General features: G+C 65.1%; 14 protein-coding genes and 1 tRNA gene. 4 read left to right on the top strand and 11 right to left on the bottom strand.

Features of this window, described 5'->3' with window-relative positions; genetic code table 11:
- Window positions 1-23: 23 nt before the first annotated feature.
- From AC1RT8_RS00485 to AC1RT8_RS00440, 10 genes are all read right to left on the bottom strand, one after another.
- Window positions 24-1,481 carry an MATE family efflux transporter gene (locus AC1RT8_RS00485; RefSeq protein WP_493073053.1) on the bottom strand — a complete coding sequence of 486 codons (1,458 nt, stop codon included), beginning with the start codon at window positions 1,479-1,481 and terminating at the stop codon, window positions 24-26.
- Window positions 1,482-1,633: 152 nt separating this feature from the next.
- Entirely contained in the window at window positions 1,634-4,294 is a 2,661-nt protein-coding gene (locus tag AC1RT8_RS00480) for a valine--tRNA ligase (protein ID WP_493073048.1), read from the bottom strand.
- 33 nt (window positions 4,295-4,327) lie between these two features.
- The gene (locus AC1RT8_RS00475) at window positions 4,328-4,933 is read right to left on the bottom strand and encodes an ATPase (RefSeq protein ID WP_493073045.1); all 606 of its coding nucleotides are present in this window, start codon (window positions 4,931-4,933) and stop codon (window positions 4,328-4,330) included.
- Between the two features lie 10 nt (window positions 4,934-4,943).
- On the bottom strand, window positions 4,944-5,156 hold the full coding sequence (locus AC1RT8_RS00470; RefSeq protein WP_493073044.1) for a hypothetical protein: 213 nt from the start codon (window positions 5,154-5,156) through the stop codon (window positions 4,944-4,946).
- A gap of 58 nt (window positions 5,157-5,214) precedes the next feature.
- Window positions 5,215-7,266 carry a S9 family peptidase gene (locus AC1RT8_RS00465; RefSeq protein WP_493073041.1) on the bottom strand — a complete coding sequence of 684 codons (2,052 nt, stop codon included), beginning with the start codon at window positions 7,264-7,266 and terminating at the stop codon, window positions 5,215-5,217.
- Between the two features lie 57 nt (window positions 7,267-7,323).
- Window positions 7,324-7,863, bottom strand: coding sequence for a DUF2497 domain-containing protein (locus tag AC1RT8_RS00460; protein WP_493073036.1), 540 nt, complete (start codon window positions 7,861-7,863; stop codon window positions 7,324-7,326).
- A 40-nt stretch (window positions 7,864-7,903) separates the two neighbouring features.
- Window positions 7,904-9,376, bottom strand: coding sequence for a TolC family outer membrane protein (locus AC1RT8_RS00455; protein WP_493073034.1), 1,473 nt, complete (start codon window positions 9,374-9,376; stop codon window positions 7,904-7,906).
- Between the two features lie 51 nt (window positions 9,377-9,427).
- The gene (locus AC1RT8_RS00450) at window positions 9,428-10,096 is read right to left on the bottom strand and encodes a protein-L-isoaspartate O-methyltransferase family protein (RefSeq protein WP_493073029.1); all 669 of its coding nucleotides are present in this window, start codon (window positions 10,094-10,096) and stop codon (window positions 9,428-9,430) included.
- 971 nt (window positions 10,097-11,067) lie between these two features.
- Window positions 11,068-12,759: a flotillin family protein gene (locus tag AC1RT8_RS00445; RefSeq protein WP_493073024.1), complete on the bottom strand. Its 1,692-nt coding sequence runs from the start codon at window positions 12,757-12,759 to the stop codon at window positions 11,068-11,070.
- Between the two features lie 23 nt (window positions 12,760-12,782).
- Window positions 12,783-13,436: an OB-fold-containig protein gene (locus AC1RT8_RS00440; protein ID WP_493073020.1), complete on the bottom strand. Its 654-nt coding sequence runs from the start codon at window positions 13,434-13,436 to the stop codon at window positions 12,783-12,785.
- A 112-nt stretch (window positions 13,437-13,548) separates the two neighbouring features.
- Between AC1RT8_RS00440 and AC1RT8_RS00435 the strand changes: the two genes are divergently transcribed.
- The 3 genes from AC1RT8_RS00435 (at window position 13,549) to AC1RT8_RS00425 (ending at window position 16,161) form a co-directional block, all read left to right on the top strand.
- Window positions 13,549-13,622: transfer RNA gene (locus AC1RT8_RS00435), tRNA-Cys, on the top strand.
- A gap of 451 nt (window positions 13,623-14,073) precedes the next feature.
- Window positions 14,074-15,309 carry a hypothetical protein gene (locus AC1RT8_RS00430; RefSeq protein WP_493073016.1) on the top strand — a complete coding sequence of 412 codons (1,236 nt, stop codon included), beginning with the start codon at window positions 14,074-14,076 and terminating at the stop codon, window positions 15,307-15,309.
- Window positions 15,310-15,321: 12 nt separating this feature from the next.
- Window positions 15,322-16,161, top strand: coding sequence for a FecR family protein (locus AC1RT8_RS00425; RefSeq protein WP_493073012.1), 840 nt, complete (start codon window positions 15,322-15,324; stop codon window positions 16,159-16,161).
- Between the two features lie 45 nt (window positions 16,162-16,206).
- Here AC1RT8_RS00425 and gdhA read toward each other — a convergent pair whose 3' ends face one another.
- Window positions 16,207-17,562 (bottom strand): NADP-specific glutamate dehydrogenase, encoded by a 1,356-nt coding sequence (gene gdhA / locus AC1RT8_RS00420; RefSeq protein WP_493073008.1) that lies wholly within the window; start codon window positions 17,560-17,562, stop codon window positions 16,207-16,209.
- Between the two features lie 173 nt (window positions 17,563-17,735).
- On the opposite strand from gdhA, the gene AC1RT8_RS00415 reads away from it, so the two are divergent.
- The gene (locus tag AC1RT8_RS00415; protein ID WP_493073004.1) at window positions 17,736-19,376 is read left to right on the top strand and encodes an acetolactate synthase large subunit; all 1,641 of its coding nucleotides are present in this window, start codon (window positions 17,736-17,738) and stop codon (window positions 19,374-19,376) included.
- Window positions 19,377-19,399: the final 23 nt, after the last annotated feature.

The following is a 19,399-nucleotide window of genomic DNA, read 5'->3' as shown; positions in this document are numbered from 1 at the left end:
CACGCCATTCGCCATTGCCTCGCTCAGCCGTTTGGATGCTGCCGCCCGGCCGGTTCGCCCGCGGCGTGCGCCTGTTCCCCTGCCTCGGCCGGGTCAGGCGGCACGATCAACACCTGCTCGCGCCAATGGCCACCGCGATAATAGAGGATGGCGAGCGACAGCGAGACCAGCGAGCCGAGCGGGAAGGAATACCACAGGGCATCATGCCCGATGAAGCGTGGGCCAATCAACGCGAAGCCGATCCGGATAGGATAGAAGGCGATCGCCAGGATGATCAGCGGCGCCATGGTCGCGCCATTGGCGCGCACGGTCGAGAACAGCACCATGGTCGCGCCGAACATGACGAAGGTCCAGCTCGCGATGAGCTGGATGTGCCGTGCAATCGGGATCGCCGGGCTCTGGCTGCCGACGAACAGCGCCATCACTTCCCGGTCGAACAGGATGATCGCGACGATCACGACCAGGGTGATAACGGTGTTGTAGATGATCCCGGCGCGGGTGATCGCGTTGACGCGTTCCCATTTGCCGGCGCCGATATTCTGCGCCGCCATGCTGCTGACGGCGACGCCGATCGCCATCGCCGGCATCTGGATATAGGTCCAGAGCTGCTGCGACACGGCATAGGCCGCCGCGGTATCGACGCCGAGGCGGTTGACGAGGCCGACCATGGTGAGCCCCGCGGTCGACATCACCAGCATCTGCGCGCCCATCGGCAGGCCCTTGGCGACGATCGTCCTCACCAGTGCCGCTTCGGGGATGAGATAACGCAGTTCGGGGCCGCGCAGGCGGATGGGAAGATCGCGCCAATAGACATAGATGAGCAGCCCGGCGGAGGAGACGATGCCGGCCAGCAGGGTCGCCGTCGCTGAGCCAGCGATGCCCATGCGTGGGAACGGCCCGATGCCCTCGATCAGCAGCGGGTTGAAGCTGCTGTCGATCACCACGCTGAGCAGCATGAACCACAGGGGCGTCAGCGAATCGCCGGTACCGCGCAGGCTCATCTGGATCAGCACGCCGAGCATCGAGAAAGGCAGGCCGAGGAAGATCACGCGCAGATAGTCGCGCGCCATGTTCTGCGCCTCGCCGGGCGTGGCGAGCAGGCGCAGGATCTGAGGTGTGAACAGCCAGCCGAGGATCGAGATGACCACCGCCGCGCCGACCACCAGGCCGACGGTCGATCCGAAGGCGCGGCGTGCCGCCTCGATATCCCGGCGCCCGACCGATTGGCCGATCAGGATCGTCGCCGCCATGCCGAAGCCGAACACGGCCGAGAACATCAGGAACATGATGATGTTGGCGTTCGACGTCGCCGCGAGCGCGCTTTCGCCGAGGAATCGCCCGACCCAGATCGAGTTGATCGACCCGTTGAGCGACTGAAGGATGTTCGATCCGAGCGTCGGCAGCGCGAAGGCGAGCAGGGTCGCGGCGATCGGCCCCGTGGTGAGGTCGCGCTGGCCGGGACGGGAGGGTGGTGGTGCCATCGCTTCTCTCACTCCCCTCCCTGCAAGGGAGGGGTCGGGGGTGGGTGCGAGCGCAGCGAGCGTCTCGCACGGGACAGAAAGAAAAAGCCGGGGATCGACCCCGACTTTTCCTGACCCACCCCTAGCCCCTCCCTTGCAGGGAGGGGAAGAGGTTAGCCAAGCCGCGCCAGCGCTGCCGTGAGACGTTCGGCTTCGGCCGACTTCTCGGCATGATCCGCACGGGTCTTCTCGACCGCTTCGGGCTTGCCCTTTTCCACGAAGTTGGCGTTGGCCAGCTTGCCGGCAAGCATGTCGCGGTTCTTCGCAGCCGCTTCGATCGCCTTGGTCAGGCGTGCGCGTTCGGCGTCGAGATCAATCACGCCTTCAAGCGGAAGGACGAAGGTCGCTTCGTCGATCACGACCTGCACCGCTCCGCCTGCCGGCGCTTCGCCTGCGGCACGGTCGATGCGAGCGAGCCGCGCAATTGCCGGGGCCTGGCGGTCCAGCCGTGCAAGGGTCGAGGCGTCGGCGTCGCGAACATGGAAGGTCATACGCGCGCCGGGCGAGATGTTCAGCTCGTTCCGCGCCGCGCGAACCTCACCGACCAGCCGGATCAGCCAGTCGATCTCCTTGCTCGCTTCCGGATCGATCGCGCGCGCATCGGCCATCGGCCATTTCGCGACGATCAGATCGGAGTCGCGCTGGCCCAGGGCGTGCCACAGCTCCTCCGTGATGAACGGCATGAACGGGTGGAGCAGGACCAGCATCTGATCGAGCACCCAGCCCGCGACCTTGCGCGTCTCTTCTGCCTCGGGGCCGGTGGCCGGGCCTTCGGCATTGCCGAGCAGCGGCTTGATCAGTTCGAGATACCAGTCGCAGAAACGGCTCCAGACGAACTGGTAGACCGCGTTCGCAGCGCCATCGAAGCGGTAGTCGGCCAGCGCCAGATCGACCGCCTGCACCGTCTGGATCGTCTCGGCGATGATCCAGCGGTTGACCGCAAGGTTTGCTTCGGGCGCTTCCAGCGTGGCGCTCGCACCGATGCCGTTGGATTGGCAGAAGCGCGCGGCATTCCAGAGCTTGGTCGCGAAGTTGCGATAGCCCTTTACCCGCTCCTCATCCATCTTGATGTCGCGGCCCTGGCTTTCCATCGCCGCCATGAAGAAGCGCAGCGCGTCCGCGCCATATTGGTCGATCAGGCCAAGCGGATCGACCGTGTTGCCCTTGGACTTGGACATCTTTTGCCCGTCCGCCGCGCGGACCAGGCCGTGCAGGTAGAGCGTGCGGAAGGGCACGTCCTTCATGAAGTGCATGCCCTGCATCATCATGCGCGCATCCCAGAAGAACAGGATATCGAAGCCGGAGATCAGCACGTCATTCGGGTAACGGCCGTGGAGCGTCGGGTTGCCGTCCTCGGGCCAGCCCATCGTGGCGAAGGGCCAGAGGGCGGAGGAGAACCAGGTGTCGAGCACGTCGCTGTCCTGGCGAAGTTCGACGCCCTCGCCTGCCTGCGCCTGCGCACCGGCTTCGTCCATCGCAACGTAGATGCGGCCGTCCTCGGCGAACCATGCCGGGATGCGGTGACCCCACCAGAGCTGGCGCGACACGCACCAGGGCTGGATGTTCTCCATCCAGTTGAAATAGGTCTTTTCCCAGGTTTTGGGGACGACCTTGATCGCGCCGGTCTTGACCGCCTCGATCGCGGGCTTCGCGAGGGTCGCTGCGTCGACATACCATTGGTCGGTCAGCCAGGGCTCGATCACGGCGCCGGAACGGTCGCCGAACGGGGTCTGGATCACCCGATCCTCGACGCGTTCGAGCAGGCCTGCCTCTTCGAGCAGCGCGACGACGCGCTTGCGGGCGTCGGCCGTGGACAGGCCGATCAGATCGTCCGGGATCAGCTCGTCCGCGGTCTGCGAGACCTGCGCCTTGGCATCGAGCATGTTGAGCATGTCGGCGGGCTTGAAGCCGGCGCGCTTGCCCACCTCGAAATCGTTGAAGTCATGGCCCGGCGTGATCTTCACCGCACCCGAACCCAGTTCAGGATCGGCATGCTCGTCGGCGACGATCGGGATCAGGCGGCCGGTGATCGGCAGCTTCACATTCTTGCCGATCAGCGCGGTGTAGCGCGCGTCGGTCGGGTTCACCGCGACCGCCATGTCGGCGAGCATCGTCTCGGGGCGCGTGGTTGCGACCGAGATGAAGCCGCTGCCGTCCTCGAGCGGATAGCGCAGATGCCAGAACTGGCCGTTGATCTCGCGCGTCTCGACCTCGAGATCGGAGATGGCGGTGCCGAGGCCCGGATCCCAGTTCACCAGCCGCTTGTCGCGGTAGAGCAGGCCCTGGTTGTAGAGATCGACGAACACCTTCAGCACTGCCTGACTGAAGCCGGGATCCATGGTGAAGCGCTCGTTCGCCCAGTCCATCGAGCAGCCGAGACGGCGGAGCTGCTGAGTGATGACCCCACCGCTCTCAGCCTTCCATTCCCAAACCTTCGCGATGAATTCCTCGCGGGTGAAATCGGTGCGCTTCTGCTGGTGCAGCGCCATGTTGCGCTCGACCACCATCTGGGTCGCGATGCCGGCATGGTCGGTGCCGACCACCCACAGCGCGTCCTTACCCTTCAGCCGGGCGTGGCGGACGAGGATGTCCTGCAGCGTGTTGTCGAGTGCATGGCCGATATGGAGGTTGCCCGTCACGTTGGGCGGCGGGTTGACGATCGTCCAGGGCTCGGCGCCCGGGCGGTCGGGGTGGAACAGGCCTTCGCCTTCCCAATGGGCGTACCAGCGGGATTCGATGTCGGCGGGGTCGAAGGTTTTCGGGAGTTCGGTCATGGTGGGGTGGCTTTAGCGACCATGACGTAGCGGTCAATCAGAGGCAGCCGAAACCATTGCAACCTGACCTTCGACAAGCGCCCTCATCAGATCGGCGGGCAAATTCCCTATTATGCTGAGTGGCTGCTTTTTGCGCTTATAGGCAATAAGATCGGGCGCGCCGGTCGAATTGTCGAAAATCATGAGCCGGTCGACATGTTTGGCAAAGAGCGCAAGCTGTTCGAATGATCTCCGGCGTCGATCGATCACTTTGTCGGTCGGGACGTCATGGCCCCCCTCCGCAACGCGTATGCGGATGCGATCGATCTGTCGCTTGGCCGTATCCAGGACGACGTAGAGCATTCGGATTTCGAAGCCGTTGTCCTGGGCACGCTCGATCAGATCGCGGTATTTTGGCGTCGACAACACCGTTTCAACACCGATCGTCTGATGCACGGCAATAGAGGCTTCCAGCCAGGTCTGGATCCTGTCCAGCGCCGCGCCATTCGCCGCGTTCAGATCGAGATGTTCGACCTGCTGAAGCCGTGCGGTCAACAGATCCGGATTGATGATCCAGACCGAACCACCCCATCCCTCGACGTCCGTCCGGTTGTACAGGGTGCTCTTGCCGGACCCATTGGGCCCGGCAATGATCCACAATATGGGGTTTTCAAGCTTCCGGAGAGATTGCTGCGACACCCGCTCGCTCGCGCCGTTCCTGCCTTACGCGGCGCACGTTCGAACGGAACGCGGCAAGGAAATCCCATTCAAGCGTGTCGCTATCCGATTTCACAACTTTCACCGTGATCAGGGTGCCATCGGGCGCACGGAGGCGCTTGGTTTCCAGATCGCTCGGGCGGACCTTGGCAAGTTGCTTCGACATCACAAAAACTCCTGGCTCAAGATAGTATCGGACAGGTGGATAGCAAAGCGTTATTCGCTTACTCCGCCTTCTTCCCCGTCCACTTGTCCATCCAGCCGAGCACCTCGCGATACCATTGGCGGCTGTTCCTGGGCTTCAGCACCCAGTGATTCTCGTTCGGGTTGACCAGCAGGCGCGACGGGATGTCGCGGCGCTGGAGCGCGGTGAAGGCGGCGAGGCCCTGGGTATAGGGGATGCGGAAATCCTTCTCGCCGGTGATGACCAGCATCGGGGTCTTCCATTTGTCGACGAGATTGACCGGGTTCCATTTCTCGAATGCGGCGGGATCCTCATAATAGGTCTTGCCGCCATGTTCCCATTCGTCGAACCACAGTTCCTCGGTCTCGTACGCCATGGCGCGGGCGTCGAACACGCCGTCATGCTGGACGATGCACTTGAACCGGTCGGGCCATTTGCCCTCGAACCAGTTCATCATATAGCCGCCATAGGAAGCGCCGAGCGCGCAGGCATTGTCGCCGTCGAGCCAGGTGAATTTGGTCGTCGCGGCGGCGAGGCCCTTTTGCAGATCCTCCAGCGGCCAACCGCCCCAATTGTCGCGGATCGCGTCGCTGAAGGCCTGGCCGTAACCGGTCGACCCGTGGAAATCGACCGCGACAAGGCCGTAACCGGCACCGGCGAACACCGCAGGGTTCCAGCGATAGGACCAGCTGTTGTTGCTCGACCCCTGCGGACCGCCATGGACCATATAGGCGACGGGCACCTTCGCACCCTCGACAAGGCCCGCGGGCTTGACCGCATAACCCCAGACCGTGTCGTTGTTCGCCCCTGCGAAGCTGAAGCGGGTGACGGTCGGCATCTCGATATCCGCCAGCTTCGACGCGTTGACCGAGGTGAGCCGTGCGGTCTTCTTGCCCGAGAGCAGGTAGAAATCATCCGGCGCGGTCAGGCTGTTCATCGCCAGCACCAGCCCCTTGGGCGTGACGTTGAGCGAGGAGACATGCCCTTCCTGGGTCAGCCGCACGACCTTGCCGCTGGCGACGTCGACCGAAAAGGCGGGGGTTTCCTGCGTATCGTCGGCGGTGACGTAGATGGTTTTGCCGTTGTCAGCCCAAGCGATCGACGCGACCGAGCGATCCCAGCCTTCGGTCAACGCGCGGACCTGGCCAGTGGCGAGATCGCGCAACATCAGCACCTGGCGATCGGCTTCATAGGTAGGCCGCTTCATCGAGAAATAGGCCAGCCATTTGCCGTCGGGCGATGCGGTCGGGAGGTTCTCCATGCCGTCATTGTCGGGGGTCAGGTTGGTCGGCGCGGCGGAGCCGTCCGCCGGTGCCGAGAAGATGTCGAGATTGGTCGAGGTCGCCTCGATCCGGCCGGCTTCGCGCAAGGCGAAGAACACCGTCCTGCCGTCGGCCGACCAGTCGACTTCCTCGCCGCCGCCCATCGGCTTTGACGGAGTGTCGCCGACGAGTCCGCCCTCGATCGCGACGCCGTTGCCGGTGGCACCCTCGGCGGTCAGCGGCAGGACGAAGAGCTGCGAGCGGGTGCCGTCCGCCCATGTATCCCAATGGCGCACGAACAGCTGGTCATAGGTGCGGCCGGCGCCGGCGTTTGGGTCCTTCTTGACCATCGCCGGCTCGAGGCTCGGCGCGCCGGGGCGGCGATCGGCCCAGACGAGCAGCTTGTCGCCGGTCGGCGCGATCTTGAAGCCGCTGAAGCCGCCTTCGAAATTCGTCACCTTCTTCGGCGCGCCGCCGGTCACCGCGACGACCCACACGGCGTCGGCATCATTCTTGTCGGACTGGAAATAGACGGACGCGCCGTCAGGCGAGAATTGCGGGCTGGTTTCGTTGACGTCGGGCTCGGCGACGAGTTGTTCGGGGACGGCGCCCTTCTTCGTCAGGTCGAGCCGCCACAGGTCGAACCGGCCGCGATCGGCGACGAGATCGGTTTCGCGCTGCTGCCAGACGAGCCAATGGCCGTCCTTCGACACGGTGGGCGACGAGACCCGCGAGAGCATGGTGACGTCGTCGATGGTGAGCTGGCGGGCATGAGCGGGCACAGCGGCGGCGGTGAGCGCGAGGACACTCGCGGATAGGAGCATTTTCATGCCCGCCGATAGAGCAGAAGGCCGCGCCGCCCGCAATCGGGCGGGCGCGAAATCCGGTTACCGCGCGCCGGTGATCCGGGCGATCTCGCGCGAGACCATCGTCTCGACCATCGCGGGCAAATTGGTGTCGAGCCAATCGCGCAGCATCGGGCGAAGCATCTCGCGCACCAGCGCCTCGAGCGTGTCGCTGCCCTGGACCTCCGGTTTGATGATCATGCGCGACAATGCGTCGAGCGAGCCGCGGCTCGCCTCGGCCGCGCGGTGCGACAGGATCGGATCCGCTGGGGGAGCGACAGGCGCGGCGGCGGGGTTCTTGGGAGGGGGTGCCATCGACGCTGGCACAACGGGTGAACGGACGGCGGGTTCCTCGGCAGCCATGGGCGCCTCTTCCTCTTCATCCTCGACGAATCGTACTGGATCGCTGAGTTCCAGGATCTCGTCATGCCCGAACGAACCGGGCTCGATCCTGGGCGCAACCGTCCGCGCCGTGGTGCGGCGGGCGCGGCTCGCCGTAGCACTCTCGCCCTCTTCGGCGATGATGCGTTTGATCGATGAGAGGATATCCTCCATCGACGGTTCAGCGCTGATATCCCCCATCGAACGAACCTCGTGACCGAAGACCGCTCGTCAGCGGCCTTTACTTGACGCCACCTGCGGGATTCGGCGTCCCTGTGTCAACTGCGGGATATACAGGGGCGTCGAGGATCGGATCGAGCGGGCGCGTGACAACCGAGCCCTGGGCGGGCGTATTCGCAGTGCTGGTGCTGGTTGAAACCGGGTCCGGCTGCGAACCATAATCCCAGATCTTGCCGCGCACGCTCTTGTAGTGGGCGACCGGATCGTAGAGCGGGCCGCCCTCCAGACCGAGGTCCTTGGCCTCGGCGTCGCCCATCGCGGCGAGCAGCGCGAAGCCGGCGACATAGGCGTCGCGGCGCGCCGTCACCAGGGTGACCTGCGAGTTGAGCAGTTCCTGCTCGGCGTTCAGGATATCGAGGATGGTGCGGTTGCCGACGCTGTTCTCGGCGCGGACGCCCTCCAGCGAGAGCTTGTTGGCGTTCACCGCGACTTCCGACGAGGCGATCACTTCGAGTGAGGACCGCCAGACGGCATAGGCCGAACGGGCCTGCGAGATCACGCCGCGCTCGGTTTCCGTCACCTGCTCGTTCGCCTGGGCGCGGCGCTCCTGCGCCTGGCGGATCTGCGCGGCGGGGCGACCGCCCTGGAACAGCGGCATCGTGAGCCCGACGCCGACCGTGCCGGCTGAGCCCGCATTGGGCAGGCCGACCGAGGCCCCGACCGAATCGAAATAATTGTAATAATTGCCGCCGACATTGAGGTTGACCCGCGGCAGCCGGTTGGCGCGCGCGACATCGATGTCGTAACCGGCCGCCTGGCGCGATTTCTGCGCGGCGAGCAGGGTCGGATTGTTCTTCAGCGCGACATCGACCGCTGCGTCCGGGCTTCCCGGGAGGTTGGGCAATTCGGGCGGCACTTCCAGCTCGCCCGGGGGCGTACCGACCAGGCGGATATAGCTTTCCCGGCTCGAAATCAGCCGTGCCTGGGCCGATTGAAGCTGGCTGCGCGCGACCGCGAGGCGGGCATCGGACTGGGCGACGTCGGTGCGGGTCAGGTCGCCGACCTGAAAGCGATCCTTCGACGCCTGCAGATTGACGTCGAGGACCTTCACATTCTGCTCGTTGAGCGAGACGATCGCTTCGTCGCGGATCACGTCCATGTACGCGCCGACGACGTTGGTGAACAGGTCCGCCTCGGTCCCGCGCAGGCCGAGCTGGCCGGCATCGACGCGGGTCTCGGCCGCGCGCACCGAATTGCGCACCGCGCCGCCGCTGAACACCGGCACCGTGAGGGTGGTCGCCGCGGTGAGCTGGCGATCGGGCGAGGTGATGCTCGGCGCCGAATCGAGCACATTCTCGGTATAGCCGCTGGTCAAATTGACGCCCGGCAGGCCCGAGGAACGCGCGATCGGCACATTCTCGTCGATGGCGCGGACATTGGCGCGCTCCGCCGCCAGCGTCGGGTTGGTGTTATAGGCCTTCACCAACGCGCCGCGCAGCGTCTCCGCCGCCACCGGTGCCGTCGTTGTCAGCATCACCGCAACACCGGCTAGCAAATGGGTCCGTCGCATGGTTCGCGGCATCTTTCAGAAGGTGAAGGTCTTGGGCCGGGAAAATCCCGGCAGCGGAACGCAGTCGATATCGGCGAAATCGAGCAGGCCAAAGCCGCCACCCGATTTGCGGCCCGAGGCGAGCCGGGTAACGGCGCGATCGGCGATGCCGGTGACGACGCGGCCGCCTGCGGCGAGTTGCGCGATCAGGGCCTCGGGCACATGCTCGACGGCGCCGTCGATCACCAGCGCGTCATAGGGCGCCCCGCCCTCATGACCGACATCGAGCGGGCCTTCGATCAGCGTGACATTGGCCTGGCCAGCGAGCGCCGCGCGCGCCTGGGCGGCGAGCACGGGATCGCTTTCCACCGCGACGACATGCGCGACCAGCTCGGCGAGCACGGCGGCGGTATAGCCGCCCGCCGCGCCGATCAGCAGCACGCGATCGGCCGGCAGCAGATAGGCTTCGGTCAGCAGCCGGCCGGTCGCGATCGGCACGTTTTGATATCGTCCATGGCCAAGCGGAACGGCGGTATCGCGATAGGCGATCGCGCGCACCTCGGCCGGCAGGAACGCCTCGCGCGGCACGCGCGCCATCGCCGTCACGATGCGCGGATCGCTCACCGCGTTGGTGCGCAGCTGGCTCGCCACCATCGCGTGGCGCATCGCCTCGAAGCGGGCTGAATCGAGTCCGGTCATTTCCATCGGGTCACCCTGTCGCACAACTGTTTTAGTCATGCAATACACATGTTTCGCTGCGCGGCTTGTATCGCGCGCTGGCGCCCGCGCCAAGCGCAGCCGAGGCGATATTATCAAAGCGCGACCGCAGAGCCACAGCGGGGCGAATGCAGGGATTCCCGGGACGAATTCATTCGATCGTCAATCGCATGTCATCTCTATTGTGCTATGCAGCAAGAACAGGGTGGGTGAGTCAGGCAATAGGAGGACTCAAGGTGCACCTCATGCAGCTCATTCGATGTGCAACAGGGCATCATGTCCGATCGAACAGGCACTCGCGCCTCGTCGACGGCCGCCGGGTAAGCGTGTGCCGCGGCTGCGGACGGCGGATGGTGAGGGACGACTTTGCGATTCGGCTTCTTGGTGCCGGAGACGGCGTCACTGGCAGAGGTACGGACGCGCGGTAGCTTCAGGCACGAAAGACGGCGCGTTGCCGCAGTCCCGGGCCTTATCGGCGTAGACGGGTTCGTGGATCATGGTGCCGGAATAGCGGCGTTGGCGATCGTGTCGCTATTTCTAGCGATATGGGGATCGTTTTCGGCATCGTAGAAATAATGGCGAGACGGAGCGTCGGACGCAGGGCGGTCGCGACGACGGTCGGTCTTTGTCACCGTTCGATCGCCGAGGAGGCGATGTGATCCTCCTGCGATCACATCATGTCATTCGTCATTGCAGCAGGAACAGGGTGGCCGAGTCAGGCACCAGGAGGACTCCGGATGCACCTTTTGCAGCTCATTCGATGCGCAACGGGGCGTCATGTCCGATCGAGCAGGCATTCGCGCCTCGTCGACGGCCGCCGCGAAAGCGTGTGTCGCGGGTGCGGGCGGCGGATGGTGAAGGACGACTTCGCGACTCGGCTGCTTGATGCGGGAGACGGCGGCAGGGGTAGGGACGCGCGGTAATTTCGGCCGCCGACCGCCCCTTCATCCTGATTGCTCCTATTCAGACGAATCCTTTTCCGTGACGATCACCGGCGCCACCGGCGCGGGTGCGGCACCGCCGAGCAGGCCATTGAGCGTGTTCCCGCCCATGCCGAGTTCCGCCATCAGCGCGTCGATCAGCGGGCCGCCGACGCGGTAGCGCATCGCCGCGGCGACCGCTGCGTCGGCGAGGTTACCCCCTTCACCGCCATCCGTGCCGCCCGGATTGCCGTGCAGGCCCCGCGCGTCGAGGATGCTGATCTTGTCGATCTGCTCCATCGGCTTGCTCGCGGCGGCGATGATGCCGGGCAGCGCCTCGAGCATCGCCTTGCGGATCAGCAAGGCGGTCTGCGCATCGTTGAGGACGTTGGTGGCCTCGTTGATCGCGGTCTGGCCAGCGGCATCGACCTTGAACGCGGCGGCGCGGCCCTCGGCGCGGGCCTTTTCGGCGTCCGCGTCCGCCGTTGCCTCGGTCCGCAACGCGATGGCGCGGGCTTCGGCGGCTTCCTTCTCGGCACGGGCGGCGACGGTGATGCCGACCGCCTCTTCCTCGGCCTTTTGCGTGGCGGCGATGACCGCCACGTTCTTGGTGCGGTTGGCGATTTCGGTCGCCTTGGCGGTCGCAACGCTTTCCTCGGCGCGGACGGCGTGGGCGCGCGCCTCGTTGGCGGCGGCGGTGGCGGTCGATTCCTCCTCGGACTTCTGCGCCGTCTGCACCGCCGTGGTGATACGGGCGAGCTCGATATTGCGGTCGCGCTCGATCGTCGCGGTCTGGACCGCACCGTCACGGGCGATGGTCGCGGTCTGGATGACCTTGTCGGCCTCGGTCTGCGCGACCGTCTGCGCCTGTTCCGCGGTGATGCGGGCGATCTCGGCGAGGCGGGTCTGTTCGGCCTCGGCGGTGGCAATCGCGGTCGCCTGCTCGGCACGGCGGGCGGCGAGCGTCTGTTCCTGGGTCAGCCGGGCCTGTTCCGCCGCCTGGGCGATTTCGAGCGACTGGTTGTTGGCGTCGAGGTTGCGCTGCTCGATCTCGACCCGGTTGGTCGCGACGATGTCATTGCGGATCTTCTTGCGCTCCTCGATCGTGCGGGTGAGCACGGTCAGCCCTTCGGCGTCGAACGCGTTGTTCTCGTTGAAATGCTCGAACGCGGTCTGGTCGAAATGGGTGATCGAGACCGATTCGAGCTGGAAGCCGTTCATGTCCAGATCGGTCATCAGCGCTTCCTGCACCTTCTGGATGAAGTCGGCGCGGTTGGCGTGGAGATGCTCCATCGTCATCGTCGCCGCGACCGAGCGCAACGCCGACACCAGCTTGCCGTCGAGCAACGCCTTCACCGCATCCGGGCTGTTGACCGATTCACCCAGCGTCTGAGCCGCGGCGGCGATCGACTGGGCGTCGGGCTTCACCTTGATGTGGAACAGGCCGACCACGTCGACGCGGAGCTTGTCCATCGTGATCAGCGCGTCCTTGTTAAGACGCGACACTTCGAGTTTCACCGTGGTCAGGCGGACCTGCATCAGTTCGTGCAGCACCGGAAAGACAAGAATGCCGCCATTGAGGACGACTTTCTCGCCGCCAAAGCCCGTGCGGATCAACGCTACGTCCTTGGTGGCGCGGCGATAGAGCCGCGTCAGGATCAACATGATCACGATCAGGCCGACAATGGCGATGCCTGCGTAGATCAGGATGTTCAGCAGGGATGCGGGCACGGGATTCTCCTAGGGAAGATTTGTTATAGCAGCGGACGCAGGGTCGGATGGTTTTCCGGCAATGCATAGAAGATCACGCCTTCGCGGCGCACGAGCAGGACCGTTTCGCCCTGGGCAATGGTGTCGGCATCGTCATGTGGCTCGACCATGACGTAATGGGCCTGATCATGCTGATCGACAATCCGGGCGCGGGCCGGAAAGCCGCGGCGCGCGGTACCCTCCAGGATGGTGCCGCGGCGGCGGAGCAGATCCCCTGGATCGATGACGCTGGATTCGTAGCCGGGCAGGATCCGCCCGAGCCCCCGCGCGGCGAAGACATTGGCAAGACCACCGGCCCCGAGCGCGGCCGCCGACGCGACGCCCCAGTGCAACGGCGCCCCAAGGACCCCCGTCGCGATCTGCTGAACCGCGATGCCGGCTATTGTGAAACAGCATAGCAGCGAGGTCAGCCAGACCAGGAGCGGCAGCCCGCCGCCCAGGCCCAGCCACTCGAGCACGCCATGCGCATCCAGTTCGGCATGGCCATCGATACCCGGGTGGAGATCGAGATGCCCCAGCCCCAGGCCGACCGCCTCGACCAGGCCGATGCCCAGCATGACGACGAAAGCGACCGCGAAGGGAAAATAGTCCGGCGTCAGGAAGATCGAGAACATGGTGCGATCATCCCGTGCCCGCATGACCCGCGTCAAGCGAGATCGGTGTCCTTTCCATGGCTTGATGGTGAATCGCTCCTGTCGACCCAAGCACGGTTGACCCCGCGACAAAAAGGAAGCATCTGCGCCCGCCTCTGGCCCGATGGCGGAGTGGTGACGCAGAGGACTGCAAATCCTTGCACCCGGGTTCGATTCCCGGTCGGGCCTCCACTTCCTTTAGCGACTGATTCGGCTCGCTTGAGATCGGCGACCGTATCGCGCTCACTCTCTTCCGTCTTCCAGGGAGGCGCAAACGCGCCGCGCGGCGATCATCCCGGCGATTCCTTAACAGCGATTGTAAATACCGTGCCTGGGCCGTGCCTGTTACGGCAGCTCCGCGAGCAGCGCTAATGCGCCGCGCGCCCGTGCCGCTCAGTCCGTTCGGCATCCCGGCAAGGGACATTATCGCGATCACCACGCGTCAGCGATGACGGAAATGCAACGAACAGGCGTTACGGATATCGTTTCGCGATGCTAACGGCCCGGCAACCGGCGAGTATTGCCTGCACTCGTTGCCCGGCCTTTCATCGGCAGATCTTGGTTCTCCGGCCCTCTAAAGGCCAGGTAATATCGAATTTAAGGGGGAATATGAATGCTTTCGGACGATATCTTGCGTAAATGCATGGCCGCCGTCATGGCCGTCGCCGCGATCGCGGCGGCTACGCCGGCGATGGCGCAGGATGCCGGCGCCATCGACGCGCTGATCGACGCCTCCGCCACACCGGACCAGGCCCTCGCGCTTGCCCGCAGCCAGGAGGGTCAGGGCGATCTGCCCGGCGCCGCGGCGACGCTGGAACGTGTCCTGCTCCGCCAGGCGGATCAGAAGAATGTGGCGGCGCGGCTCTATTATATCGCCGTCCTGTGCAAGCTCGATGATCGGCAGCGGGCGCGGATCGAGATGACCAAGCTCGCCGGATTGAAGGTGAGCGATGCCAGCCTAGGCGAGGCGCAACAGGCTTGCGGAGCAATCACCGTGCCGGCCAGCGCGCCGGCGCGCTCGGCGAACGGCCTGACCGGCGAGATCACCGCCGGCATCGCCTATGACAGCGATGCGTTCGGCGCATTGCTCGCCCAGTTCGACCTCGGCACGCCGGCCGTTCGCGACGATGGCCTTTCCTTCATCGCTTCGGCGCGGCTCGACGGGCGGGCCCAGGCCGGCAGCGGCTATGTCTATGGCGGGGTCAGCGCGCAGGCCAAGGACTCGGTGTCGGGCCCGAAGCTCGATTATCAGATCGGCACCGGCCGGATCGGTTATGGCAACCAGCTTGGCGGTCTCGACGTCTCGTTCGGCGCCGTCGGCCGCTATGGCCGCATCGCCGGCAAGGAATTCGTCGGCGAATATGGCGGCCAGATCGCCATTGCCATGCCCGGCGACACGCACCGTATCACGCTGCGCGGCGAGGTCGTGCACCAGGACTATGCCGGCTCCCGCCCGGTCTTCGACCGTGACGGCACGCGCTACGATCTGGCGCTGGACTATGCGGCCGAGGCGGGCGCGAAGGCGAGCTACATGATCGGCGGCGCCTTCGAACAGAAGACCGCGGAAACCGTCTATCTCGGCTATACCGGCGGCAGGATCTATGCGGCCGCGCGGCTGCCGATCGACGACAGCGGCACCTATGCCGGCCTGTCGGCCACGATCCGCCACCTCGCCTATCGCACCAACCCGCTTGGCAATCGCCAGATCGAGACCCGGCTGTTCGGCCGCGCCGCGATCGGCACGCCGATCGGCGACACCGGCTTCGATATCGAAGCGGCCGCCAGCTATGCGCGCCGCGACTATAACCGGACAAGCTTCCTGCACGACTATGACAATGTCGGCGGCGAGCTTCGCCTCATCTACACATTCGGCCGCTGAGGAGTGCTCCAGATGATCCGCCATATCACCCCTCTCGCGGTCGCCACGCTGGCGCTGACCGCAACTCCGGCATCGGCGCAGACGGTCGGTGTCAACGCAGCGGTCGTGAACGACGTGCGCATGACCACCCAGGCGCAGCCCACGCTGCATAAGGCAGTGCTGAAGGAGCGCGTCTCGCTGGGCAACGATATCCAGACCGGGCGCGCGAGCGTGCTGCAGGTGATGCTGCTCGACCGCACGACCTTTACCGTCGGCGGCAATGCCCGGATCAAGGTCGATCGGTTCGTCTATGATCCGGACCGCAAGGCGAGTTCGGTCGGCCTGTCGGTGGCGAAGGGCGCGTTCCGCTTCATGTCGGGCAAGCCACTCCACGCCAATCCCGGTCAGTCGTCGATCCGCACGCCCGTGGCATCGATCGGCATCCGCGGCACGATCGTCGAGGGTGCGATCGGCCCCGATGCGATCCGCATCGCCCGTGCCGAAGCGGGTGTGCCGGCCGGCTTCACCGCCGACCCCGAAACCGCGTCGCTGATCCTGCTGCGCGGCCCGGGCCCGAACGCTCAGGGCGAAACCCCCGGTGCGATCGATGTCGCAGGCGGCGGCACGACCGTGGCGGTGACGTCATCCGGCTTCGCTGTGTTCGTGCCCGGGCCGGGCCAGGTGCCGATCGGGCCGTTCGCCCTGTCCGATACGGGCTCCGATGCGCTTGCCGGCCTGCTCCGCGACGCCCGTCCACAAGCCGGGTCAATCGACGATCCGCTGGTCTCGAACCCGATCATCGACCAGTATTTCGAGCGGAATCGGGAGGATACGCCGCAACCGGGCCAAGGTCAGGATCCGGTCAACCCATAGCATTCGGTCCAGTCGGGGCGGTCAGGTGGATCGCCCCGACGCGACTCACACCACGCCGAACGCCAGCATCGCGTCAGCGACCTTCTTGAAACCGGCGATGTTCGCGCCCCTCACATAATCGATATAGCCGTCGGGCTCGCGCCCATAAGCGACGCAGCGATCATGGATGCCCTCCATGATGTCGAGCAGGAGCTGTTGCAGCTCCGCCTCCTTCCAGGCGCGGCGTTCGCTGTTCTGGCTCATCTCGAGCCCCGACACGGCAACGCCACCGGCATTGGCTGCCTTGCCCGGCGCGAACAAGATGCGCGCCTCCTTGAAGACATGCACGCCCTCCAGGTTGGTCGGCATGTTCGCACCCTCCGCCACGGCGATGCAGCCGCCCGCGACCAGCGCCCGCGCGTCCATACCGAGCAGCTCGTTCTGGGTCGCGCAGGGCAAGGCGACATCGCACGGCACACCCCATGGCGTCATGCCGGCATGGAAGCTCGCGCCGGGATATTCCGCCACATAGTCAGAGATACGGCCGCGACGCCTGGTCTTGTGCGCCTTCACCCAGTCGATCTTTTCCTGGCCGATGCCGTCGGGATCATGGACGAAGCCTTCGCTGTCGGAGAGCGTCAGCACCTTGCCGCCGAGCTGGGTGACTTTCTCCGCCGCGTGGGTAGCGACATTGCCCGATCCGGAGATCACCGCCGTCTTCCCCTCCAGGTCCATGCCGCGCGTCCTGAGCATGTTCTGCAGGAAATAGACCGCGCCATAGCCGGTCGCCTCGGTGCGGATCAGCGAGCCGCCATATTCAAGGCCCTTGCCGGTCAGCACGCCGGTGAACTGATTGGTGATGCGCTTGTACTGGCCGAACATATAGCCGATCTCGCGCCCGCCGACGCCGATATCGCCGGCCGGCACGTCCACATCGGCACCGACATGGCGGTAGAGCTCGGTCATGAAGCTCTGGCAGAAGCGCATCACTTCGTGATCGCTCTTGCCCTTGGGGTTGAAGTTCGCGCCGCCCTTGCCGCCGCCCATGGGCAGGCCGGTCAGCGCGTTCTTGAAGGTCTGCTCGAAGGCTAGGAACTTCAATACGCTCTCGGTGACCGAAGGGTGGAAGCGGATGCCGCCCTTGTACGGCCCAATCGAATTGTTGTTCTGGACCCGCCAGCCGCGCTGGACGCGGATATTGGCGTTGTCGTCCTCCCAGCAGACGCGGAACGACACGATCCGGTCGGGCTCCGCGATGCGGCGGAGGATCTGGTAGTGGTGATATTCTTCCTTGTCGGCAATAAACTCGTAGATATCCTGCGCTACCTCCTGAACCGCCTGAATAAATTCCGACTGCCCGGGGTTACGCTTCTTTACGCCCTCCATGAATGTCGACAGGTCGACATGGTCGGTCATTGCCATTTCCGTCCTCCCTTTTCGGCTGATCAGCCCAGGTTGACGCGACCGGCCGCTTCGAGTCGCGGCTTTCTATTGGCCAAAGAATACACTATTTCAGCGAGGCAAGTCGTCCGGCAGAGTCGGCTCGAGCACTGGTCGTTTTGTTCGGTGATTCAACCGCCACGGGGGAACGATCGATGAAAGCCTCGGACCTTTTCGTGAAGTGCCTCGAGGAAGAAGGCGTCGCGTATGTCTTCGGCGTGCCGGGCGAGGAGAATCTCGACTTCCTCGACAGCCTGTCACGTTCCTCGATCAAGCTGATCCTCACCCGGCACGAACAGGGCGCGGGGTTCATGGCCGCGACCTATGGCCGGCATACCGGCAAGACCGGCGTGTGCCTGGCGACGCTCGGCCCGGGCGCGACCAATCTCGTCACCGCGGCGGCCTATGCGACGCTGGGCGGCATGCCGATCCTGATGATCACCGGGCAGAAGCCGATCAAGAAATCCAAGCAGGGCCGGTTCCAGATCCTCGACGTGGTCGCGATGATGGGGCCGATCACCAAATATACCCATCAGCTCGCCAGCGCCGACAATATCCCGAGCCGGGTGCGCGAGAGTTTCCGCCTGGCCGAGGAGGAGAAGCCGGGCGCGACTCATCTCGAATTCCCCGAGGACGTTGCCGAGGAATTGACCGAGAGCCGCCCGATCAAGGCAAGCCTGTGCCGCCGCCCCTCGGCCGAGCCAAAGGCGGTGCGCGCCGCGGTGAAGCGGCTCGAGCACGCCCGGTCGCCGGTGCTGGTGATCGGCGCGGGTGCGAACCGCAAGATGACCGGGCGAATGCTGCTCCAATTCGTCGAGAAGACGGGGATTCCCTTCGTCACCACGCAGCTCGGCAAGGGTGTGATCGATGAGTTGCATCCGAAATTCCTCGGCTGCGCGGCGCTTTCGGCCGGGGATTTCGTCCATCGCGCGATCGAGGCGGCCGACCTGATCGTCAATATCGGCCATGACGTCATCGAGAAGCCGCCCTTCTTCATGAAGGCGGGCGGGGCCGAGGTGATCCATGTCTCGAGCCGGTCGGCCGAGGTCGACCCGGTCTATTTCCCGCAGATCGAGGTGCTGGGCGATATCGCCAATGCCATCTGGCAGATGAAGGAGGATATCGTGCCCTCCGCCGGCTGGTCGTTCGAGGCCATGCAGGCGGCGCGGGCGGCCGAGGTGGCGCATACCGCCTCGCTCGACGGCGACGAGCGTTTCCCGATCTTCCCGGCGAGCCTGGTGCGCGCGGTACGGGCGGCGATGCCGAGCGACGGGATCATCGCGCTCGACAATGGCGTCTACAAGATCTGGTTCGCCCGCAACTATCCGGCGCGCAAGCAGAATACCGTGCTGCTCGACAATGCGCTGGCGACGATGGGCGCCGGCCTGCCTTCCGCCATGGCGTCGGCAATGGTGTGTCCGGGGCGCAAGGTGATGGCGATCTGTGGCGATGGCGGCTTCATGATGAACAGCCAGGAGATGGAGACTGCGGTCCGGCTGAAGCTCGACCTGACCGTGCTGATCCTCAACGACGGCAGTTACGGCATGATCCGCTGGAAGCAGGCCAATATGGGGTTCGCCGATTTCGGCCTGACCTATGGCAACCCCGATTTCGTCAAATATGCCGAGGCCTATGGGGCGATCGGGCACCGGGTGGAGAGTGCGGCGCATCTGCCTGAGCTGTTGAAGCACACGCTGGCAACACCGGGGGTGCATCTGATCGACTGCCCGGTGGACTATGCCGACAACGACCGGATCCTGAACCGCGAGATCAAGGAACTGAGCGCGGCGCTGTGACCTTCCTGCCCTCTTCCTCGAGA

The organism is Sphingomonas sp. GW821-FHT10F11 (assembly GCF_058809095.1).
This window is presented reverse-complemented; position numbering and strand designations above follow the sequence as displayed.

Excerpts from the sequence above, each read along its gene's own strand:
- AC1RT8_RS00485 (WP_493073053.1), bottom strand. The coding sequence starts at position 1,481 with ATGGCACCACCACCCTCCCGTCCCGGCCAGCGCGACCTCACCACGGGG.
- AC1RT8_RS00480 (WP_493073048.1), bottom strand. The coding sequence starts at position 4,294 with ATGACCGAACTCCCGAAAACCTTCGACCCCGCCGACATCGAATCCCGC.
- AC1RT8_RS00470 (WP_493073044.1), bottom strand. The coding sequence starts at position 5,156 with ATGTCGAAGCAACTTGCCAAGGTCCGCCCGAGCGATCTGGAAACCAAG.
- AC1RT8_RS00465 (WP_493073041.1), bottom strand. The coding sequence starts at position 7,266 with ATGAAAATGCTCCTATCCGCGAGTGTCCTCGCGCTCACCGCCGCCGCT.
- AC1RT8_RS00460 (WP_493073036.1), bottom strand. The coding sequence starts at position 7,863 with ATGGGGGATATCAGCGCTGAACCGTCGATGGAGGATATCCTCTCATCG.
- AC1RT8_RS00455 (WP_493073034.1), bottom strand. The coding sequence starts at position 9,376 with ATGCTGACAACGACGGCACCGGTGGCGGCGGAGACGCTGCGCGGCGCG.
- AC1RT8_RS00450 (WP_493073029.1), bottom strand. The coding sequence starts at position 10,096 with ATGGAAATGACCGGACTCGATTCAGCCCGCTTCGAGGCGATGCGCCAC.
- AC1RT8_RS00440 (WP_493073020.1), bottom strand. The coding sequence starts at position 13,436 with ATGCGGGCACGGGATGATCGCACCATGTTCTCGATCTTCCTGACGCCG.
- AC1RT8_RS00430 (WP_493073016.1), top strand. The coding sequence starts at position 14,074 with ATGGCCGCCGTCATGGCCGTCGCCGCGATCGCGGCGGCTACGCCGGCG.
- AC1RT8_RS00425 (WP_493073012.1), top strand. The coding sequence starts at position 15,322 with ATGATCCGCCATATCACCCCTCTCGCGGTCGCCACGCTGGCGCTGACC.
- gdhA (WP_493073008.1), bottom strand. The coding sequence starts at position 17,562 with ATGGCAATGACCGACCATGTCGACCTGTCGACATTCATGGAGGGCGTA.
- AC1RT8_RS00415 (WP_493073004.1), top strand. The coding sequence starts at position 17,736 with ATGAAAGCCTCGGACCTTTTCGTGAAGTGCCTCGAGGAAGAAGGCGTC.